The sequence below is a fragment of the uncultured Ellagibacter sp. genome (assembly GCF_934636505.1).
Taxonomy (GTDB): Bacteria; Actinomycetota; Coriobacteriia; order Coriobacteriales; family Eggerthellaceae; genus Ellagibacter.
The window spans coordinates 1-16,608 of the sequence record NZ_CAKUAL010000044.1; the positions used below are offsets into that span (position 1 = coordinate 1).

The following is a 16,608-nucleotide window of genomic DNA, read 5'->3' on the forward strand; positions in this document are numbered from 1 at the left end:
GCCAAGGAGCTGGGCGTTCGCGAGCTTCCCATCTCGCTTTCGTATACGCATACCGATGCCGTCGCGTGCGCTTTGGCTATCACGGAGGATTCCCAGAAGGCGGCGGAGGAACGGGTCGACCAGAAAGCCGAGCTCGCGAAGCGCTTCAAGGAGGCGCGCTCGATGCTCGACGAGATCGACTCCCCTGCCGACGCGACGCCGTCTGGCGAGAAGGCCGCCTCGCCCGAGGGCGTCTAGCTCGGGAATGCTGCTCCAACCGTTCGACGTTATCCTTGTACACGAAGGAGCGGGGCTAGCAGCTGCTTGCGGAGCTTCATCTGCCGACTGCGGAACTCCTCGCTGCGGGGGTGGATTCTATGTCGAAGCCGACGGGAAAGGATCCGCGCTGTTTTATCGAAGGCGATCAAGTCGTTGAACTGGCGTTTTGTGACGCAAATCTCCGTTATCCCCAGATGTACGAGGATATTGCGCCGGCGAGCATCGTTCGCAATGCGCGAAGAGCCCGTGTGCCATTTGTCGCTGTCGTACTCGACGGCGATGTTCTTGTCGGGCCAGAATAGGTCGGGGAACAGCACGCTGTTTCCCGTAAGCCGTTGAACGTGCGCAGGAAGGTCGATGCGTGGGTTGAGCTGCGGATAGGCAATCCCGTAGCTGCCCATGCGGTAGGGCAGGCAAAGATGCAGCACGAGCTGGGTTTCTCGCGGGGAGGCCGCGCCCGCGAGAACGTATGGCGTAAGTTGGCGGGCGGGTTTGGCGCCGTTCAAGCCCGTCATGCGGGTGAGCATCTGGTTGATTCTCAAGGGTGTGGTCAGGGGATATGCGTCGTTGATACCAACGCGATAGGTCCCGCAGAGTGCGAATGCGATTCGAAGGAACTCAATTTCGCCGAGCGCCGGGGCGGCTTGGATGAGCGCGAACTCGGGCGAGCAAACGAAGACTCCCGGCGCTGCGAGATGGAAATCCGCAGGTCCGAGCTCAAGAGTGGTCGTATGGATCGCGACATCATGCGAGTGCCTTGCTGCCTCGTGTGTTTCGACAAGAAGATGCACTTTCTCGTGTTGTCGTTCTTCGGGAAGAACGCCCACGGCTGCCGCTATCTCGGATTCGCGAAGGGGAATGCTAAGCTGGGGAGCGCTTGAGGACCGAAGGTCGCCCATGTGGGGGCTTCCGACGTGCGAGAGCCAGTAGTGAAGAGCTGATATGTGACAAACAACAACATCCATGCCGCGATTTTACCAGGGTATAACCCCAGATAGATTGAAAATCAATAAAATAGGCAGCTGTCTAATATGTATTAAGAATAACGGGTAAGTAATGGGTCGACACCCAGCGGGGCGCTCGCGGGTTGCCGTTCGGCCGAGGAGCCCTTGAACGCTCTCAGATTAGCTTCGCGGTGTCGCTCTTGGCCTCTTCGGCTCTCACCCGAGAACATTTCGGCCGTCGCTCGTCGGCGCTTGTTCGTCCCGCCCGAGGAAACTTCGGGTTGCCGTTCGGCCGGGGCACTCGTGGGCGCTCGTCATGCCCCCACTGACGCGTTCGCCCAAATCTTCGCTTTGCGCCGCTCGCCCCGTCCACCGAAATCGCAAATCGGATAAGATGGTGGGCAGCTTGAGGGGGCCAAGTCGGACGTGCAGCGGTTATACTCAAGCAAGATGATGGAAAAACGCGAAGGGAATTCAAGATGATCGCATGGAAGTATTCGGATGCGAAGCTGTGCGGCCTCCTTCCCGAGCTTGCGGAAGATGCCAACAAGTATACGCGCGGGAAGGTGTCGCTCGTTGCCGGTTGCTCGCGCTATCCCGGTGCCGCCGCCCTCGCCGCCTTGGCATCTCAGCGCATGGGGACGGGGTATACCGAGGTCATCTGTGCGCCGAAGTCGGTCGATGCCGTTCGCGCGGTCAGCCCTTCCCTCGTCGTCCGCTCGTGGAAGAACCTTTCTACCAGCGATTTCCCACCAACGCGGGCGGGCCATCCATCGGCATATGTCCTAGGTCCTGGCTTTGACGCGTCGAGCGGATCGTGCGAGAAACTCGCCTTCACCGTGATCGAATCGGCCTGCGCGCCACTTGTGGTAGACGGGGGTGCTCTTGCCTTCCTCGCCACGAAAAAGGGCCGCAAGCTCGTCCAAGAGCGGTTCGAGTTCGGGCTCGAGACGATCGTGACGCCCCATGCGGGTGAGGCGGCTCGGCTTGCCGCCCCCTTCGGTTTCCCGACCGACGATGCTGACGAGCTCGCACGCCTTATCTCGCTTGCGTATGGCGTGACGGCGCTTGTTAAGGGGCCGAAGAGTTTCATCTCCGATGGCGAGACCACCGCGGTGATGGACGAGGGAACGCCTGCGCTCGCGAAAGCCGGCACGGGAGACGTGCTTGCGGGTATGATCGGCGCGCTCCTCGCGCAGGGACTCGCGCCTTTCGACGCATGCGTGCTCGCGGCGACGTTTCACGCCCGGGCGGGCCGTCTTGCCGCATCCGAGCTCTCCGAGCGATGCGTCGTGGCGGAGGACCTGCCGCGTTATCTTCCCCTGGTGATTCGGGAATTCGAAGCGCTTAGGAACCGCTTGAGCAAGCAGGAGTTGTACGCACGTTATTCAGCAAGTGTGTAATAACTATTCACCGCGGCGAACGTGCGCGGTAGAATGTGGCTGTTGCATGAGGGCGCGGCGCGCTGACCGCGGCGCGGTGCCCATCGATACCAAAGGAGGTCGATTGTTATGGCGGAATCGAAGCGTCACGATTGGGGGCTTATCGTCGCAGGTGCGCTCCTCGTCTTGCTCGCAATCTTCATCACCGCGTTCCCTGGACTCACGTTGGCGACGATCACGGCGATACTGGGCGCTGGCTTCCTCGTGAGCGGCATCCTCGATCTTGTGGGATATGTGCGCCTGAAGGGAAACCTGTTCACCTCGCCTTCGCCCTGGATGATCGTGTATGCGGTCCTCGACATCATCATCGGCGTCATGCTGCTGCTGCATCCGATTGTTTTTGCGGGCGTTGTTTCGTGGCTTGTTGGCATCTTCGTCGTGGCGTTCGGCGTCATCGAGGTCGTCGGCGCGGTTCAGCTGCACAAGTTCAACATGCCGATGTGGGGCTGGATGGTGTTCTCGGGCATCGTGGACATCCTGTGCGGCGTGGTGTTCTTCGTCTACCCGGCGATGCTCGCTGTTTTCTTGGCGGTATTTGTCATTATGCGCGGCGTTTCCCTTATCATGTACGGATGGCGCGCCGACAGCGTGCTCATGTAGCGTCGCCCCGGCGGGCGGCCGCATAGCGAAACGGTATCAGGCCCCGGCATGCCCGGGGCCTTGTTCGTGAAGGGGACGGATATGCCCGAAGAGCAACAGAATCTGTTCAGCGGCGAGGAATTGGCCGCTCAGGCAACCGATCCGGCAGCGCGCATCGAGGCGCTCCGCCGGGAAATCGAGCACAACAGCTATCTCTATTACGCCCTCGATGCGCCCGCGATCTCCGACGGCGCGTTCGACTCGCTCATGCACGAGCTGCGCGCGCTCGAGGCGGAGCATCCGGAACTCATCGACCCGTCGAGCCCGACCCAGCGCGTGGGCGGCTATGTCGGCGATCAGTTCGCACCCATCCAGCACGAGCGGCGCATGTACTCGCTCGACGACGCCATGGACGCCGGCGAGCTCGACGAGTGGCTCGGTCGCGTGGAGGACTTCTTCGGCGAGATTCCCCCGCTTGTGTGCGAGCTGAAGATCGACGGCTCCTCTGTCGCCTTCACCTTCGAGAACGGGCGCCTTCTGAAGGCGGCGACGCGCGGCGACGGTACGACGGGCGAGGACATCACGGTGAACGTGCGAACCGTGCGAGACGTTCCTTTGCGCCTACGCGACGAGGCGCTTTCCGCCATCCGCAATACCGAGGAGCCTATCGAGCTGCGCGGCGAATGCTACATGCCCAAGTCGAGCTTCGAGTCCCTCAACGCGGCGGCGGAGGCAAACGGCAAGTCGGGGTTCGCCAATCCGCGAAACGCTGCTGCGGGCAGCCTTCGCCAAAAGGATCCGCAGGTCACAGCGCATCGCGACCTGTCGACGTTCGTGTATGCGGTGGGCGACGAGCGCAAGCTCGCACTCGACACCCAGTGGGATTTGCTGCAATGGTTGAAGCGTGCGGGCTTCCATGTAAATCCCGACATCGAGCTTGTCCACTCGGCAGAAGAGGTCCATGTGTTCTGCGAGCGCTCGCTGGAGCGCAGAAATGCCTTGCCTTACGAGATCGACGGCGTTGTCGTGAAGGTGAACTCGTTCGCGCAGCAGGAGGCGATGGGCTACACGGCGCGTGCTCCTCGCTGGGCGATTGCCTTCAAGTTCCCGCCCGAGGAGAAAACGACGCTGCTGCGCGATATCACGGTGCAGGTCGGGCGCACGGGCAAGCTGACGCCCGTGGCCGAGCTCGACCCGGTGCGCGTGGCGGGCTCCACCGTGGCTCGCGCGACGCTGCACAACGAGGACGAGGTGCGCCGTAAGGACGTGCGCGTGGGCGATACGATCATCGTGCGCAAGGCGGGCGACGTGATTCCTGAAATCTTAGGGCCCGTGCTTTCCCTTCGTCCGACCGATGCACAGCCGTGGGAGATGCCGCGCGTGTGCCCGAGCTGCCAAAGCCCCGTCGTGCGCGAGGAGGGCGAAGTCGACTACCGCTGCATTTCTATTGATTGCCCAGCTCAGGCGGCCGAGCGCCTCATTCATTGGGCGAGCCGCGGCGCTATGGACATCGATGGCATGGGCGAGGAGATCATCGGGCGCCTTATCGAGAGCGGCCGCGTGACCGACGTTGCCGACTATTACACGCTCGATGTGGTCGAGCTTTCGATGCTCGATATGGGACGCGTGAACAAGGACGGTGCGCCGATCCGTTTGGGCGAGACCGTGGCGAAGAAGCTCGTGGCGGCGATTGACGAGAGCCGTACGCGCCCGCTCGCCAGGCCTCTGTTCGGTTTGGGGATTCGCCATGTGGGAAAGACGATGGCGGAAGCGCTCGCTGCGGCGTTCCCCTCGATCGATGCGCTCATGGAGGCAAGCGAGGAGGAGCTCGCTGCGGTCGAAGGCGTGGGTCCCAAGATCGCGCACTGCGTGTACCTGTTCTTCCGCACGCCCGACAACGTGGCCGTGATCGATCGGCTGCGCAAGCACGGCGTGTCGCTGGAAGATGATGTGCAGGCCGCAGCGGAAGACGCGCTGCCGCAAACGCTTGCAGGGCTGACCTTCGTGCTGACGGGAAGCCTCACGCAAAGCGGGATGACGCGCGACGAGGCAGGGGCTGCCCTTAAAGCGCGCGGTGCGAAGGTGTCGGGCAGCGTTTCGAAGAAGACGAGCTATGTTGTCGCAGGTGAGGCTGCAGGCAGCAAATACGACAAGGCCATAGCGCTCGGTGTCCCCGTGCTCGACGAGGGTGCGCTTCTGCGCATCCTGGAAACTGGCGAGGTGCCTGCGGGAGAATAGCTGGGGAAATAACCGTAGGCTGTGCCGTCCTCCTCGACCTGATTTTTCCTCAACATGATGCGAGGCCCCTGTGAACTCTGATTTCGCAGGGGCCTCGTTTGCTTTCGCGTGCTCGCTATTTCGCCGGCTTGATGAACATGGCGTCGCCGAAGGAGAGCATGCGGTAGCGGCTCTCGATGGCGTGGCGATACGCCGCCATAATGTGCTCGCGGCTCGAGAACGCGCTTACGAGCATCATGAGCGTGCTCTTGGGCACGTGGAAGTTCGTGATGAGCCCATCGATCACGTGGAAAGTGCTGCCCGGCAGAAGGTAGAGGCTCGTGGCGTCGCGATTGCGCGCCGTGATGGCGCCTTCGCCACCGTTCGCCTGCGGATCCCAGGCGCTTTCCAGGCTGCGGGTCGACGTGGTTCCCACGGCGATGACGCGCCCGCCCGCCGCATGCGTCTCGTTGATGGCATCGACAGTGGTCTGTGGCACGGTGTAGAACTCGGTGTGCATCTTGTGCTTGGTCGGGTCGTCCTCGTCCACGATGCGGAACGTGTCGAGGCCCACTTCGAGTTCGACGGTTTCCCAGCGGACTCCCTTCGCCTTCAAGCGTTCGATGAGCTCGGGCGTGAAGTGGAGGCCCGCGGTGGGCGCAGCCGCCGAAGCCTCGCGGCGCGAGTACACAGTTTGGTACAGCTCTTCGTCGCCAGCGTAGTTTTTGATGTAGGGCGGAAGGGGCGTGTGGCCAACGGCGTGAAGCGCCTCATCGAGCGAGGGGAGCGTCGTGGTGAGGCGCGCGATACGCTCGCCTTTGGCGGCCGATGCCTCGGCGTCCTGGCCTTCGCCCGCCGCCGCTGCGTCCGTCTTCGCGCTCGCCCAGTCGACGACTTCGGCGGAAAGCGCGACGCTTCCCTGCTTGTCGGTGAAGTCGACTACAGCGCCGCTGCCTGGCTTCAGGCGCTTGCCAGGGCGCACGAGCACTTCCCAAATGGCCTGTTGGTTGGTTGATTCGGTAAGCGCGTCGTCGAGATAAGGCTTTGCCTTCTCGCCTTTGACCTCGCGAAGGAGGAACACTTCCGCCTGACCGCCCGTGCCTCGTTTCGCGCCTAAAAGGCGTGCGGGCATGACGCGCGTCTCGTTTGCCACGAGCAGATCGCCTGGGTGCAAGTACTCCTCGATGTCGCGGAAGATGCGATCTTCGAGTTCTCCCGATTCGCGGTCCATTACCAACATGCGGCAGGCGTCGCGCACCGCCGCAGGTTCCTGCGCGATAAGCTCTTCGGGCAGGTCGTAGTTGAAATCTTCTGTTCTCATGCTTGCTGCCCTTCGCTGTGGCGCTTCGCCTTCCTGGCCCCCTGCGCCCCGCTTCGCGGTGCTCGGGGTTCAACAGTCCACTGGACTGTTGAATAATTAAAGTCTTCAGTTCTCATGTAATAATCCTTTAATCGTCGCTTTGCGTTCGGTTAATCATTGATGTCGATGAACGCAAAGTCATCGATATCTTGGCGAGTGTGTATGATTCGCCATACGATAAGGTTCTCGCTGTTGAAAGAATAGAAAATGCGGTAGGGGCTGACAAGCCATGATCGGTACCCTTGGTTAGAAAGTCTTTCGTCGGCGAAGGGGCGGCCAAGCTCGGGTGTTTCGCAAAGGTGATCGATCGCTTCGACGATCGAATCGTAGATTTTGCGGGCTGATTTCGGGACTTTCTGCACCTCACCGAGATAAATCACTATCGATTCTAGATCGTGTGCAGCGCGAGGACGGTAGAGGGGGGCAAGCATCTAAACGCCCCAATGTGCGAAGAGGCGCTCGATGGAATCGCCGACTGCCTGTTTCGTGAGCGATTCCGATCGATATTTCTCCTCGATTTCTGCTTCGCGGAGTTTCTGTACATAGCGTTCGTGTCGCTGTTGCCCTTCGTACGCCTCGCAGTCGATAACCACGAGGCTTGCCTTGCCGTTCTTCGTCATGAAGATGGGCTGTTGGCTCTCGCGCGCCAATTCGCATACATCGTTCAGATTGGTGCGAAGGTCACTGATGGGCCTGATCTGCGGTATAGGCAATGGCATAGATTCCTCCTTAGAACGGAAGAAATTATAGCATAAATTTATGCAAAATTTATACGTAAATATACTACTCTGATTTCTCCAACGCAAGCAAAGCAGCTCCCGTGGCGCCCACGATTTCGGGGTCCTCGCAGATGAAGAGCTTCTCTCCGATGAGCTCCTCGACCGCGCGCACCACGCCCGGGTTTTGGGCGACACCGCCCGTCATCATGTAGGCGCCTTCCAGGCCGACGCGCCTCATGAGCGAATACGCTTTGCCGGCCACGGCGCGGCAGACGCCTGCTGCAATGTCGGGTTTCTCCTCGTTGTTGGCGATGAGCGAGATGACCTCGGACTCCGCGAACACCGAGCACATGCTGGCGATTTCCAGGCGCTTCTTGCTCTCGAGCGCCGCTGGCCCCAGCTCGTCGAGGCTGATCTCGAGCGAGCGCGCGATCATTTCGAGAAAACGTCCCGTGCCCGCCGCGCACTTGTCGTTCATCGCGAAATCGGTCACCTCGCCTGCGGCGTTCACATGGATGGCCTTGCTGTCTTGGCCGCCGATGTCGAGGATAGTGCGAACGTCGGGGTTGAAGTAGTGCGCACCTCGCCCGTGGCAGCTGATCTCGGTCACGTTCTCGTCGGCAAACGGGATGCTCACGCGGCCGTATCCGGTGGCAATGGTGCATGCGACCTGGTCAGGCGTGATACCTGCGCGCTCGAGTACTTCACGATACGCGCGCTCGGCGGAGGCGCCCGCCTTCGCGCCCGTCCTGATGACGACGCTTGCGACGATCTTGCGCGCCTCGTTCATGACGACGGCGTTGGTGGAAGTCGAGCCCGAGTCGAGCCCGACGACGAAGGTGGCGGCTGTGCTCATAGGTGAGCCTTTCTGGCTTGCGAGGTGTTCGGTTTGCGAGGCGCCAATTGACTCGAGGAACGCCTCGAGCCGCGTGAGCATCTGCCCGCGGCTCTGCGCGGTGCAATCGGTTTCGAGCGCGAGTATCGGCGCAGGCGATGTCCGTTTAAGGTCGCTGTACTCGTAAGAATACATGTCGCAAAATTGCACGGCGTGGTAGACCAGCCCGTCGACCTGGGGAAGGACTTGGTCGAAGAAGGCTTTGCGCGGGGATATGTTCCGCATGCGCGCGCAGGGAAGCTGCGTGAGCACGTCGTGCGCATACCAGGCGAGTGTGTCCGTTTTTCGGGGCACGAAACGACGGATTGCGTTCGTGCAGGTGATGTCGAAGGCGATGTTCACGCCGTGCGCTTCGAGAATGCGTTTGATTTCGGCGTTCGCGCGTGCGCCCGCGATGCCTACGTTGGGCATCGTGGGGGAGAAGTGCGTCTGCGGTTGCAGGGCGTTGTCGACCTGCGCTGCGGCGGCTGCCGCGGTCGCGCTTCGCTCAGAAGCTTCGCAGCCTTCGCTTCGCGCTTCGGTGTCGCCAGCCTTGTTGCGGTTGGGTTCGACCTGCGGGGCGGCGACGGCCTCGTCCGCATTGCGCTCAGAAGCTTCGCAGCCTTCGCTCCATGCGGCCGAGTCCGCCGCCTGGTTGCTGTTGGCGAAACTTTGCGAGACGGAGCTCGACTTCGCGAGGCGGAATGAAGGCTGCGCAGCTTCTGAATGAAGCCTCGCCAAGTCGAGCTCCAAGGATGAGTCGCAGTTCCCTTCCGCAGGGCAAAGGGTGCCGCCGAGCTGGGCGAATAGCTTCTCTTCCGAAAACGTTGCATTGGCGAACTCGCCGTATGCAGAAAGGAGTTTTCGCACGTTGCGCTCGAACAGCGCGCAGGCCGCCTCGCTCGTGTCGCGCGGCACGTCGAGCACATGGATGAACAGGCCGGGAGCTTGCGCGCGCAGGGCGTCGGCGAGGCGGCGCATGCTGTCGCAGCAGGTGGTCAGCACGATGCCGCCAAGGTTTCCCGAAAGGACGGTCTCGAACGTCGCCTTCGCGAAACTGCAAACGTTTGCGTGCATGCAAGACTCGGCAGCGTCGAAGCTGACGAGGCTCTCATCAGGCTCGATGCGCTCCATATGCGCGCCCATTGCCTCGAGCGCCTCGATGGGGGCGTATTTGCAGACATATCCGACCCTCATTGTGTACCGCCCTTCGCCTCGACGCTCCCGCTCTGCGCGGCGCTTTCCCCACTGGAAGCCCCGCCCTGCGCGTCGCTTTCCGCTCGCTTCGCCTCGAGCACCTCGAAGAATGCCTCGAGGCGCGTCTTTATCTGCCCGTCGTGGCTGTTGCGTTCGTCGATGCCGTCGCCGTCGAGCTGCAGAAGCGGCACGCCAGCTTCGTGCAGGTGCTCGCGCAAAAGGGCGCTTCCGCCCGCGGACTGCTTGCATCCCCAGTGGCAGAAGTGAATGACGCCGTCGGCGTGTGTCGCGTCGAGCAGGCGGTCGACGAGTGCGAGCTTGCGTTCGTAGGGGCCGTTCATTGCGTTGCCGATGAGCTTTTTGGCGAGCGCGCGGAAGGGATCGGCGTCAGCGAGGTCGCTCATTGTGCAAAAGGCCATGTCGACGGCGACGATTTGATGGGCCGGGCTGTAGTCGAAGGCGGCTTTCAGGCTTTGCTGGTAGTACGGCATGAGGTGCACCCAAAGGATTTTGTCACCCTGAAGCCTCGGTGCGCGCTTGATGTCGTCCACCATGAAGCGCAAAAGATCGCGTAACTTCTCGCTTCCCGCCGAAAGCTGCATGGCGAGCACGAAGAACAGGTGGTGGATGAACTCGGCCGGGTAGAAGTGCTCCGCTTGCAGGCGCATGAATTCCCAGGCGAGGGCGTTTGTCTCGCGTTCGACTTCCAGAAGATGGGAAAGGCGGTTCTCGTCAAAGGGCACGCCCGTCAACTCTTCGAGGGCGCGCGTGAGCTCGTGTAACTGGTCGGCGAGGTAGTCCACCGATGCATCGTCGCTGTCGTAGGGTACGTCGAGCAGCACCATGGGGACGTCCATCCGCTGCCCGAGCTGGCGAAAGGTGCTCAGGTTACCGTCGCAGGCACAAGAAGTGGTCACGGCGAGCCGCGGCGCATGCAGCACGCCTGTCTCCATCATCCCCATGACCGTTTTGTGGTACGTGCACAGCGTGGGCGCGATGCCGGCCTCCTGCGCGCGGTCGATGAAGAACGGCGCGGCGTGGTATCCCGAGAAGAAGCTCGCCAGACATTCGACGCTCACGGTTCCCAGACCGAAGCACTCCATGATTTCCACCGGTGCGAACACGTTGCCCCATACGTAGTTGTTTTCGTGTCCGAGCTGGTCAGACACGAGGCCGAGCGTATAGGCTTCCAGCTTGTGGTAGCCGCGCGCCGCATGGAAGTTGGGAAGATGGCGCGATCCCCAGGTGTTGCCGCGAAAGCCGATGAGGGCGTCTCGCCAGGCGCGCTCGGGGTCGGTCTCGCACGTGCGCCGCACGTGATCCATGTAACGGTGTATGGGGTCGGCGAAGGGTCTCACTCTGAAACTTCCTGTTTCGCCTGCTCGCGAAGCGATTTGAGAATCGCTCGCTTGCGGGCTTGCTTCTTGTCGTAGGCTGCGCGCTCGGCGCGATGCTGTTTGAGCTCCGCCTCGGCGGCGGCGATTTCCTCGGCGTGCTCGACCCGCGCGGCTTGCTTTGCGGCTGCTCGTTGAGCTTTGCGCTCGGCCCGTTCGGCTGCGGCCTCCGCATCGCTTATGCGGCAACCGCAGTAGTTCTGACGGTACATTCCGAGCGCGCGGCTTCGACGCGTGGCCTCGTCGTAGTAGGGGCGGAAGTCCTCGAAGACACCCGCAACTCCGGCGTGCTCGGCCGCTCGTTGCACTTCTTCCTCGATGACTCGGGTGTATTGATAGGGGCTTACGGAAAGCGTGGTGCCGATGCCGTCAAAGCCCTGTTCAGCGGCCACCCGCGCCGTTTCCTCGAGTCGCAGCCGGTAGCACGCACGGCAGCGTGCCTCTCGGCGCGCGGGGTCGACGGAGAGGACGTCGGCACGAAGGGGCGTGTCCTCGCCTGTGGTCGATTGTGCGTCCTCGCGTGCGGCTCGGACGTCGGCGAGCGCTGCGTCTCCGATACGCCCCGCAGCCTCCTCCCAGCTGGCAGGGTCGTAAGGGCCCTCGATGACGGGAATGCCCTCGCTTCTCGCCCAGTCCTCGAGTGTGGCGAGGCGGTGCGCGTACTCTTCGCGTGGTGCGATGTTCGAGTTCGCGTAGTAAATGGCGATATCGTGCCCCGCCGCTTGGAGAAGGCGCACGGGCTCGAGCGAGCATGGCCCGCAGCATGCGTGCAAAAGCAATTTCATCTGCGGCTCCTCTCGCCCTCGTGAATTCAACCCAACGATACTAGCACAGGGCCGAACTCGGCCCGTGCCGCCGCTGGCGAAACCGCCAAACCTCGATGTTTGCAAAGGCGCGCCTGTCGGAAGGCCTCGCGCCCCTCGTTTTCCGCACTTTGCATGTTTGACGTCGTGCTCGGCGGCCGAGGCGCCCCGCTCTTTTATACTGTTGTTCGTATCGAATGTGCGGTCCGCCCGTTGGGGCGGCCTTTTTCTGGGAAGGGTCTTTCATGGCGAACACGTCATATCGCGCGATATTGTTCGACCTCGACGGCACGTTGTGCCCGATGGAGCTCGATGAATTCTTGGGCGGGTACTTCAAGGACATCGCCCGTTTTGCGGCTGAGCAGGGGGTCGACGGCGAGAAGTTCGCGCGTGCGTTCGATGCAGGCGCTTCTGCTATGGCCAAGCGCGAACCCGGCGGGAAGACGAACTACGATGTGTTCTGGGACGCGTTCTTCGCCGTGCTCGATCGCGACGCGGCCGACTGGGATGCGATGTTCGCAGGCTACTACGAGACGAGGTTCGGCGCGATCGGCGCAGATGTTCAGCCGAACCCGGCAGCGCGCCGCGCCCTCGAGGTGCTCGTCGCGAAGGGGTATCCGCTTGTGCTGGCGACCCAGCCGATGTTTCCCCGTCGCGCGGTCGAGTGGCGCCTTGCGTGGGGTGGCGTAGGCGACGCGCCGTTTCGCTACATTTCCACGTACGAGAACTCCTCGACGGTGAAACCGCAGGTGGAATACTATGCGGAGGTTCTCGCGAATTGCGGGCTTTCCGCCGACGAAGTGCTCATGGTGGGTAACAACACGCTCGATGACTTGGCGTCGGCCGATCTTGGCTGCGACGTGTACCTGGTGACCGACCACCTTATGGACCCTAAGGGCCGTGGGCTCGACGGCGTGAAGCATTCAACGATGGCTGAGTTCGCGGCGTGGGTGGACGACCTTCCGACCTGCGATGACCCTGCGACGATCAAGGGAGGCGCGAACTAGCATGGCTCTTTTCGACTGCACGTGCGACGCTCAGAGCGGCAACGCCCGCGCGCTTACTTTCACGACGGCGCACGGCGATTTCCACACGCCCATGTTTATGCCCGTCGGCACGTCCGCCACGGTGAAGGGCATCACCCCGCCGCAGCTTCGCGAGCTGAAATCCCAGGTGGTGCTTGCGAACACTTACCATCTCTCGCAGCGCCCCGGTGAAGACGTTGTTGCGGAAGCCGGCGGGGTGCACAAGTTCATGAACTACGACGGGCCGATGCTCACCGACTCGGGCGGATTCCAGATCTTCTCGCTTGCCGATACGCGCAAGCTCGACGACGACGGCGTCACCTTCCGCTCGATTTACGACGGCAGCTATGTGCGCTGGACGCCCGAGGAGAACATGCGCATCCAGGAAGCGCTTGGCGCCGATATTGCCATGCAGCTCGACCAGTGCCCGCCGTACCCCGCGACGCGCGAGTTCGTCGAGCGCGCGGTCGACCTGTCGGCTATGTGGGCGCGCCGTTGCCTGGCGGCGCACAAACGACCTGATCAGACGCTCTTCGGTATCGTGCAGGGCGGCATGAACCTCGATTTGCGCCTGGAGAGCATTCGTCGTTTGCGCGAAATCGAGGATGAGAGTCTGGCTGCGGGCGGGCGTCGCTTCGGTGGCTTCGGCATCGGCGGCTACTCGGTGGGCGAGGACCACGAGACGATGTTTGAGACGTTGGGCCAGGTAGCGCGTGCGCTGCCCGACGATCGCCCGCGCTATCTCATGGGCGTGGGCAATCCCACCACACTCGTGCGCGCGGTGGGCGAGGGCGTCGACATGTTCGACTGCGTGCTTCCCACGCGCACGGCCCGCATGGGCACGGCGTTTTCGAGTCAGGGCCGCATGAACATGCGCAACGCCAAGTACACGCGCGACTTTACGCCGCTCGACCCCGAGTGCACGTGCCCGACCTGCCAAAATCACACGCGGGCCTACATTCGCCATCTTGTGAAGCAGGACGAGATGCTCGGCGGCATCTTGCTTTCCATTCACAACCTGCACTATTTGCTCGACCTCATGCGCCGCGCGCGCGAGGCTGTGCTTGCCGATGCGTATGCCGAGTTCGAGGCGCAATGGATGGCAAGCCCCGCGGCGAAGGACTACTAAGATAGAAGCCGCCCGGCACCGAGGCCATCGGCGCCGGGCGGCTTCTTCCATCGACAAAACTTGCAATTTCGACAAGTTTTGTCGTAACGATAGTCAAAACTTGCAAATCTCGCAAGTTTTGACTATCGTTACGAGCAGTCCTAAATAACATCGGAGGGCCTTATGATCGTGCGGCAAAAGTACCTCGATAAGCTCATCGCATTCCAAGATACCGACCTGGTTAAGGTAATCACGGGTATTCGGCGCTGCGGGAAGTCGACGTTGCTTGACATGATGCGTCATCACCTTGCGCAGCAGGGCGTTCCCGAAAGCAGGCTTCTTACGTTCAAGATGGAATCGATGGAGCTTGCGGGAATCGTCGACTATCGCGATTTGTACGATTTGGTCACAAGCCGCATTGCCGAACAACCGCACGTATATCTCTTTTTTGATGAGCTGCAAAACGTCGAGAACTGGGAAAAAGCTATCAATGCTTTGCGCGTCGGTGCTGATTGCGATATTTACGTAACTGGCTCGAACGCGTTTCTGTTGTCGAGCGAGCTTGCAACGCTCATTTCGGGACGATATGTCGAGATACCGATGCAGCCGCTGACGTTTGCCGAATACCTCGATTTTCGTGGGGCGACGTGGCAGCCTGCGGGAAAGACGGGATCGGATATCGCCTCCTTCGCGGACGGCTCTTTCGCAACGCTTTCCAACTTGTTCGATCAGTATCGCACGTTCGGGGGCTTTCCATATCTGGCTTTTCAGGAGCCGGATGAATCGGTGCACCGCGACTATATGCGAAGCATATACCAGACCATAATCGTTCGCGATATCATGATGCGCGCTCAGCGCAAGGGGCTGCGGGCGGTTAGCAACCAAGCGGCCCTCGAGCGTATCTGCGCGTTTATGGCGGACAATATCGGCAACGAAACATCGATTAACAAAATCGCAGGTTCTTTGAAGGCCGACGGGCAATCGGCGACCCGAGCGACAACGGATTTCTACATCTCGACGCTTACGGAGGCGTACCTGCTCCGTCACGTGCTTCGATACGACGTGAAGGGGCGGGAGCTGCTGAAGACGGGCGGCAAATACTATATTGCGGATGTCGGCATGCGCAACTACCTGGACAGCTATCGAGGCACCGATACCGGGCGCGTGTTGGAAAACCTGGTGTTCAACCAGTTGCTGTTTGACGGCTACGATGTTCTGATCGGCCATTTGCGTGGAGGCGAGGTTGACTTTGTTGCCACAAAGCCTCGATGCAAGATGTATATTCAGGTAACTGAGAATATGCAGGACGAGGAAACGCAGCGCCGGGAACTTGCCCCGCTGCGCCGCATCGGAGACGAGTACCGCAAAATCGTCGTGGTGGGCGAGGGCAGCTATCCTTCGGATATCGATGGGATAGAAATTGTGAACGTCATCGACTTCCTTCTGCATCGGTAAGCCGCATACGACCCTCGCAGGCTCTGTGGGTCATCGACGGTGCCGATAACATCGACGCGATGTTCGAGAAGCCCCGCGACCGCTGCGTCCTGGTCTCGCCCCTGCTCGCCTACGAGGACATGGACGACCTTCTCTGCCTGCTGCGGGAAGTCCGCTCGGCAACCGGGGTGGAAGGGGGACCCAGCTGCGGAATGCGCGTGTACGCCTTCCTTGGCGAGGGAAATTGGCTGGCGAAGGTGAACCTGCGAAACCTGTTCTGCAGCAAGCGGGCGCTCCTGTTCAAGGCGCTCGAAACCGACGTTGAGGCGTTCCGCCCCGGGGCCCAAGAGCGTCCTGTCGTGGAACCTCTTTCAAATGAAAGGGAGGCGCTCGATTTCATTGATAGCACGTCGTCGGAGCTGATTTCCGATACGTGGTAATATTTTGACGGTTTGCGCAACGGGATACGCTTACGGCCTTGACCAGAAAGGATGATTCGCCATGAGTACTTCGTACGACCTCTCTTTTTCTTTTAATGGAACCGAGAAGCAGAAGGCAGGATTAAAGGAATATATAAAAGGTTTAAGAAGCCAACTCGAAGGCAGAGAAGAAGCGACCGAAGTTGCCGAATGGATTAAGGCTAACGCAACTCTTGAAGACGAGATTTGGGAAGGCGAATCCTTCCCTGACTGTGCCCCGTCGATATGGTGTCATATAGACCAAGATGGAGCATGGTTGGAGCAAGGCAGTGAAGATCAGATGTCAGACCTTATGGTTCTCATAGAAGAAGGTATAGCTGCGGGTTATCCAGATATTGAAATTGTTGGAGAGCTCGTGGAATACTGCAGCGTTAGTGGAGACGAGCGTAAAGAAACATACTCAAGCCCGATTGGAAGTGATGAGTTGTTGGAGCAGTAAGCCCGTCAACCATTTACGGGCGCGTGAACAATCTTGCCGCGACGAGCCTTCCTTAGGGCGCCGCTTCTGTTTGAGCGTATCGGGTATTTATCAGGTTGCCGCTTATCTAGATTTAAGAATAATTTTACCTGTCGATGTGGGCTTGCTGCCGTTAATGCGGCTTTGTTGTGGCATAATACGGAAGTTCGTATACGCAAAACCAACCTTGCAATGCCTTTAAGGCGAGGGGAAGTAAGGAAGTTCAGGCACATGGCGGAACCTCAGAAAAAGAAGAAGCATCATAATAAGGATAGGCGCAACGTATGGCTGCTCGTGGTCATGGCGCTTTTGGTCATC

General features: G+C 60.7%; 15 protein-coding genes and 1 pseudogene. 9 read left to right on the top strand and 7 right to left on the bottom strand.

Going from position 1 to position 16,608, the window contains the following annotated elements:
* A pseudogene (locus Q0G18_RS06210) lies at positions 1–237 on the top strand (ACP synthase); the annotation flags it as partial.
* A 29-nt stretch (positions 238–266) separates the two neighbouring features.
* Here the strand turns inward: Q0G18_RS06210 and Q0G18_RS06215 are convergent.
* The gene (locus Q0G18_RS06215; protein ID WP_297150833.1) at positions 267–1,157 is read right to left on the bottom strand and encodes a hypothetical protein; all 891 of its coding nucleotides are present in this window, start codon (positions 1,155–1,157) and stop codon (positions 267–269) included.
* Positions 1,158–1,681: 524 nt separating this feature from the next.
* Between Q0G18_RS06215 and Q0G18_RS06220 the strand changes: the two genes are divergently transcribed.
* The 3 genes from Q0G18_RS06220 (at position 1,682) to ligA (ending at position 5,461) form a co-directional block, all read left to right on the top strand.
* Positions 1,682–2,605: an NAD(P)H-hydrate dehydratase gene (locus tag Q0G18_RS06220; RefSeq protein WP_297150836.1), complete on the top strand. Its 924-nt coding sequence runs from the start codon at positions 1,682–1,684 to the stop codon at positions 2,603–2,605.
* Between the two features lie 108 nt (positions 2,606–2,713).
* Positions 2,714–3,244: a DUF308 domain-containing protein gene (locus Q0G18_RS06225; RefSeq protein WP_296062459.1), complete on the top strand. Its 531-nt coding sequence runs from the start codon at positions 2,714–2,716 to the stop codon at positions 3,242–3,244.
* Between the two features lie 81 nt (positions 3,245–3,325).
* Complete coding sequence (ligA, locus tag Q0G18_RS06230; protein ID WP_297150840.1) at positions 3,326–5,461, top strand: NAD-dependent DNA ligase LigA; 2,136 nt, start codon at positions 3,326–3,328, stop codon at positions 5,459–5,461.
* A 115-nt stretch (positions 5,462–5,576) separates the two neighbouring features.
* Here ligA and queA read toward each other — a convergent pair whose 3' ends face one another.
* From queA to Q0G18_RS06260, 6 genes are all read right to left on the bottom strand, one after another.
* Positions 5,577–6,761 carry a tRNA preQ1(34) S-adenosylmethionine ribosyltransferase-isomerase QueA gene (gene queA / locus Q0G18_RS06235; protein WP_297150842.1) on the bottom strand — a complete coding sequence of 395 codons (1,185 nt, stop codon included), beginning with the start codon at positions 6,759–6,761 and terminating at the stop codon, positions 5,577–5,579.
* 149 nt (positions 6,762–6,910) lie between these two features.
* Positions 6,911–7,231 (bottom strand): type II toxin-antitoxin system RelE/ParE family toxin, encoded by a 321-nt coding sequence (locus Q0G18_RS06240; RefSeq protein ID WP_297150845.1) that lies wholly within the window; start codon positions 7,229–7,231, stop codon positions 6,911–6,913.
* On the bottom strand, positions 7,232–7,519 hold the full coding sequence (locus Q0G18_RS06245) for a type II toxin-antitoxin system Phd/YefM family antitoxin (protein ID WP_276996494.1): 288 nt from the start codon (positions 7,517–7,519) through the stop codon (positions 7,232–7,234).
* 64 nt (positions 7,520–7,583) lie between these two features.
* Complete coding sequence (locus Q0G18_RS06250) at positions 7,584–9,590, bottom strand: acyl-CoA dehydratase activase (RefSeq protein WP_297150848.1); 2,007 nt, start codon at positions 9,588–9,590, stop codon at positions 7,584–7,586.
* Entirely contained in the window at positions 9,587–10,948 is a 1,362-nt protein-coding gene (locus Q0G18_RS06255) for a 2-hydroxyacyl-CoA dehydratase subunit D (RefSeq protein ID WP_297150850.1), read from the bottom strand. The genes Q0G18_RS06250 and Q0G18_RS06255 overlap by 4 nt, the downstream gene beginning before the upstream one ends.
* A complete protein-coding gene (locus Q0G18_RS06260; protein ID WP_297150853.1) occupies positions 10,945–11,769 on the bottom strand; it encodes an epoxyqueuosine reductase QueH in 825 nt (274 codons plus the stop codon). The genes Q0G18_RS06255 and Q0G18_RS06260 overlap by 4 nt, the downstream gene beginning before the upstream one ends.
* A gap of 263 nt (positions 11,770–12,032) precedes the next feature.
* On the opposite strand from Q0G18_RS06260, the gene Q0G18_RS06265 reads away from it, so the two are divergent.
* From Q0G18_RS06265 to Q0G18_RS06285, 5 genes are all read left to right on the top strand, one after another.
* Entirely contained in the window at positions 12,033–12,794 is a 762-nt protein-coding gene (locus Q0G18_RS06265) for an HAD family hydrolase (protein ID WP_297150856.1), read from the top strand.
* Between the two features lies 1 nt (position 12,795).
* Positions 12,796–13,941 (top strand): tRNA guanosine(34) transglycosylase Tgt, encoded by a 1,146-nt coding sequence (gene tgt, locus Q0G18_RS06270; RefSeq protein WP_296062549.1) that lies wholly within the window; start codon positions 12,796–12,798, stop codon positions 13,939–13,941.
* Positions 13,942–14,103: 162 nt separating this feature from the next.
* Positions 14,104–15,375, top strand: coding sequence for an ATP-binding protein (locus Q0G18_RS06275; RefSeq protein WP_297150879.1), 1,272 nt, complete (start codon positions 14,104–14,106; stop codon positions 15,373–15,375).
* A 59-nt stretch (positions 15,376–15,434) separates the two neighbouring features.
* Positions 15,435–15,794, top strand: a complete 360-nt coding sequence (locus Q0G18_RS06280; RefSeq protein WP_297150882.1) for a hypothetical protein — start codon at positions 15,435–15,437, stop codon at positions 15,792–15,794.
* A 61-nt stretch (positions 15,795–15,855) separates the two neighbouring features.
* Positions 15,856–16,272 (top strand): hypothetical protein, encoded by a 417-nt coding sequence (locus Q0G18_RS06285; RefSeq protein WP_297150885.1) that lies wholly within the window; start codon positions 15,856–15,858, stop codon positions 16,270–16,272.
* The last annotated feature ends 336 nt before the right edge of the window (positions 16,273–16,608 follow it).